Source organism: Endozoicomonas sp. SESOKO3 (genome assembly GCF_024606255.1).
The window spans coordinates 1-4,749 of sequence record NZ_JAHHPR010000383.1; the positions used below are offsets into that span (position 1 = coordinate 1).

Here is a 4,749-nt window from a genome sequence, read left to right on the forward strand (position 1 = left end):
CAGCCACTGTCTGATAACCGTCGACACCTCTGATGGCCTTCATGTAGTTCTCAAGCTCAGTCTTGCTGATCCGTCCTTCACGCAGCAAAGCGATGACCTTGTTACCACTGGCAGAACGGGTAGCAAAGTATTCCGGGAAGCTTTTCAGAACGCCTGCCAGAACTCCTGGTAGATGCTCGATGTAGTGAATGCCTGCTGAGCCCATGCTGCGAATTCTGTCGTCGTATTCTTGTGCCCCTCTTTCTATTCCGTGCCTGGCCGCGTAAGTCAGCCGCAGGACTGTGTACGGGACACTCAGGGGCGGATGATCTTCTGCAGGTTCGAAAGGAGGTTCAGGAAAGGTCGTTTTCAGGTTTTTGAAAACTTCCACAATCCAACTGGCCTGTTCAAACGTCAGCTTGTCTCCGACCATTGCTCGCAAGCCAATGGGTGCAAATTCGTCGTCAAAATCAATAGTCGGAAAGTAGGGTATTTCCTTACCGTTTTCTAATGCTAATTCTGCCAGACCATTTGCAGCTTGCAGAGCTAGTTGTTTGAGAGGGTGCTGCTGCGCGAATGTGTGGAGATCGTCGAGAATTTTTGCCTGTATCGGCGTGTACTGGGAGGGGGTGCCGTCATTTTCGACGGCTTCTTCGGCAGCCTTCAGGACTTTTTTCATTCTTCCAATGTCTGCTTTCCTGCCTTCAATCTGAGCTTCCAGACTGGCCTGTTCCTGAAGCAGTTGCCAGATCTTGTCGGCATCAGCGTGATCACCGCCCGGTTGTAACCGTTTGTTTCTCAGGGCAGTACTGCGTCCTTGATTGGTGTCAGAGGTTTGCTCATCATCTGCGGGCGGAGCCAATCTGGTCTGAATTTTTTTTATTGCCTGATTGAGTGCTTTTTCGTCTTCATCCAAGGCAGCAGGATGGGCGTCAGTACGACCTGAAAATACCACCTGTTCGCGAAGGATAGCGTCCAGATTGTGATTAGCCGCCTCCAGCTCACTTTCAGCTTCTTTTATTGTTCGCCTGGTCATGGCTACCTCACGGTCAAGAGCGTACCGGGGTTTAGGCTCCAGCCGAGCCATTTGCTTGTCAAGCTCATCTTCAATAGCTGCGATTCGCTCATCAACGGTAGGCTGATCCGCCTTGAAAACTTCTTTATCCAGCTGCAGGAGTTTTGCTTCAATCAAACGGTTCTGGTCGTCGATAGTGGCATCTTCCTTGTAATCCTTAATATTGAGCTGATAGGCCATTTCATTGTTTCTGGCCCTTTTGACACTTTCATCCTCGTAGACCTGGTTTACTTCATCAATTAACACCCAAATTTTCGCTATCAGGGCGTCCTTCTGTTCAATCAGGTTGGCATCTTCTTCAAATGCCACATCCAGATCACTGGCCAGTTTGGCAGTGAAGGCCATGCCCCTTTGTTCAGCAGCAAGGCATCGACGAAGGTAGATATCCACCTCTATCTCTATAGCTTCAAGCATTTTGTTCTGTCGTGCATCGCTTAGCGCATCCAGATACGAATCTTCAACTTTATAGGTAAGACTCACACCAAGCTTCTTGAGTTTGAGAGCCCTATCGTCCAGATTTGCGCTGTCTTGTTTCCAGACGGTTTGATCTATCAGATCCAGTGTGCCATCTGAGAGATTATCGACTTTAATTATTTCATCAAACAGGGCAAGTCTTGCTGCTCTGCTTTGCGCTTCATTCATTGCGAGGGTAAGTATTGCTTCTACATCGTCCAGCAGCCTGGTCTGTTGTTCTGTGGCTTGCTTATTCGGACCCTGGTCTTCGACTTTATAATGAAGATGCGCAAGGAGTCTTTTGAGTTTGAGGTCCTTCTCGTCAAGAGCCTTGCCATTGTGTGTCCAAAGGGTAATGTCTATATCATTCAGTATGTCATCTGAGAGATTATCGGCGTCAAGTATTCTATGAATTCTGCTGAGTCTTGCTGTTTTGTCATCCTCTTTGTTGACTTCGAGGTTGAGTATTCTTTCTACGGCATCCAGTATATCCAGGGCTTCTTCATCTGCCCGTTGTCTGGCTTCCCTGATAAATCTCTGCATGTCTTCAGAAATATGCTTGCGACGGAGATAGACATCGAACTCTTTACCGGGGGGATCCCTCTCCAGGGCTTTTTCCACGTTACTCAGTGTCTCCAGGACTTCAGGCATAGCTTTGGGGTGGCCGGGTGTTTTGATGTCATCCAGTTCCTTTTGCAGCCTTGCAAGCTTGAAGAGCTTGAAATATACCGTTCTTTCCAGTGTGTCGCGGTCTTTCAGTTTGCTGTCTTTACCTGGATCAATACCAAGAACGGCAGCCAGAGCGTCTTTTCTCGCCCTGGTGTAAGAATCCTCTAAATCTTTTCGATTATTAAGTCTCTTAACTCTCTGAAGCAGGCGTTTATTTTGAGCATCCATTGTCTTAAGCTTTTGAAGCAGATGTTCTTCTTGAGCGTCAACACCTGCATTGCTATCGAGATCCTGAATGTTTAAATGTGCGGCGATGGTTGCATAGCGGGCCCTGATTTCATCTTCTTTTTCAAGATTTGTTCTGCTGCCTTGTTGCTCAAGATGGTGCTGGAAATGTTGCTGAATATGGTTCTGAAGATGGTGCTGTTGTAGTACGATCGTAGCTATCTGTTTCTTATTTTGTTGCTTAATGGCCTGAAAACGGACTTCCGGGCTCTTTTCGTGATCCGGGGTCAGACCGAGCTGACTTTCAATGTCAGCCAGACTATTCTCGATTACCTGTTCCCGATCGGCCAGTTCTGCTTTTAGTTGACGCAACTGCTGTTGAAGCGACTGCTTGCGGGTATACGGATCGTTTTCATCGTCTGAAGCCATATCCTGCTTGCTTTCAATGGCCGCCTGTTCTTCTTCTAAAGCTTCTTCCCCGGGCTGTCCTGTTGCAGCAAACGATGTTGAGGCAATTGATGTTGCGGCAACCGGTTGTTTGATTTCATGGATTTTCTGGCCGATGTGTCCGGCTTGTTTTTCTGCCAGCTCGTTTTCCATCTCAATCAGCTGCCCGGCAAAGTCGCCAATGACTTTGGAAACAAAGTTACCGCCTTTGTCAAAAGAATCGCTGGCAGGATCATCATAAAAATATTTGTTATAGATATTGTTGAAGCTGGGTATAACTTCGTGAATATCCTGAACAAAATGCCAGCTAGTCAGAAAATTTCTTAGCGCAGGTTTGAAGCCGAAGTGTTTTACGAACTGAATATGCATCCAGGTTGGCATGAAGTAGAACGAAGTAAATCCGACGTGCGGTATTGTGAATTTAAATTCATCTGCTCCAACTGAAGCAGCACTGGTCAATGCCTGCTGAAGATGTTCATAGTACGCAAGCGTTGCCACTTTATCATCGTATTGTTCACCTGAGTCAAGTCCAGCATTTTGCTGTGCAGAAAACTCCTCCAGCATTGCCATTTGCCTGCTTCGAATAACGTACTTGTAGCTTTTGACCTTGTCTTTTTTAACTCGTGCTGTTGTATAAGGAGTGGGGGCATTGCAGCCAAATTTATCCCAGATGTAATAGAGACCTTCCACAAAAGCGACATCGGTCGGATTCTGTTTCTGACCACGGAAAACAATAATCTCTCCCGGAGTCTCTGTTACTTCCAGTTTTGGATAACCAGCAGGTACAGGATAAGCCTGTGTCTCATCCTCGACGTGAACAACATAGCCGACGGGTTTATGGTATGACAAAAGATCATCCAGAATGCCCTGTTGTAAATCTTTTCCGAGAACATGAACCTGGGTATAGGCGGAGGTGGCTGCTGCCAAAAGCACCTCATCATTAACAAAAAGTGATTGACCCAGACGCTGAAGTTCAGGAGGCTGATCTGCTGCGGCGATGAGACGCATGAAAGTGCGCCGGTTCACTTCAACCTTGTCTACTTCGAGGATGGCAAGGGCAACATAGTGATCAGCTTCGCCAAGTTTGCCTGCCCTTTTATTCGCCCCTTTCAGCACTCCCACCAGATGATCGGTGCTGGCAATGCCAGTAAACGGTTCTAATCTCCAGGTGCCCCCTAATTGAGCCCGAACAGTCCTGATTGAATCCTGATGGGTCATACTCTCTCTGACTTCGATAAGCAGTTTCTCTTCTGCAAGGTTATGGGTGAATCTGAAGACCCCCTCATTTCCCACCTTCAGGATTTTGCTGTACTTCTGAGCAACGTCATTCTCGTCTGTTGCAAACTGATCAATACTGGCAACACCACCCTCAATGCCAGAAAGAATGTCCGTGAAGCCTTCAGAAGGAATGTCGTAGCCCGCTCTGACTTCAGTCTGGTCAGGGTAAGTGGTGGTAAAGGTTTTGGGTATTGGCTGCTGGTCATCTCCTAAAGTTGGCTTAACGATGACCTCGCTCTGGGTAAACTCCGTATGTCTATTGCCCTGAATATCGACAGATTTTATCTGCAGTCTGCGATCGGCCAGTGCCTGTGTACCAATGACGGAAGAGCTGATGGTTATGGCCACTGCAAGGCTTAATGCATTGGGGCGAAAATATCTCATTCTACTGCCTCAGAGCTGAGTATTTTTATTACTGTGAAAAGTGATTGCCACAGCAGGCGAGGAAGCGACTTCTAATCGCTCGTGGCTGTCAGCGGGTCACTGTTTCAGTTAGAAATCTGGACTGAGTGGTTATTTCCCTTAATGGCCATGAACTTTTTGATCATCGTCCTGTTGCTTATTGTAGAAGGCACCCAGAGTGTAGAAGTAAGGAATACTTTCTGCATGGGAGAACGACCATT

The 4,749-nt window shown here is 47.2% G+C and carries 1 protein-coding gene; it reads right to left on the reverse strand.

What is annotated here, in order from left to right; translation table 11 throughout:
* Window positions 1–4,510, reverse strand: a 4,510-nt coding sequence (locus KDK18_RS06680; RefSeq protein WP_257254095.1) for a hypothetical protein, incomplete at its 3' end; no start/stop codon positions are given.
* Window positions 4,511–4,749 lie beyond the last annotated feature (239 nt).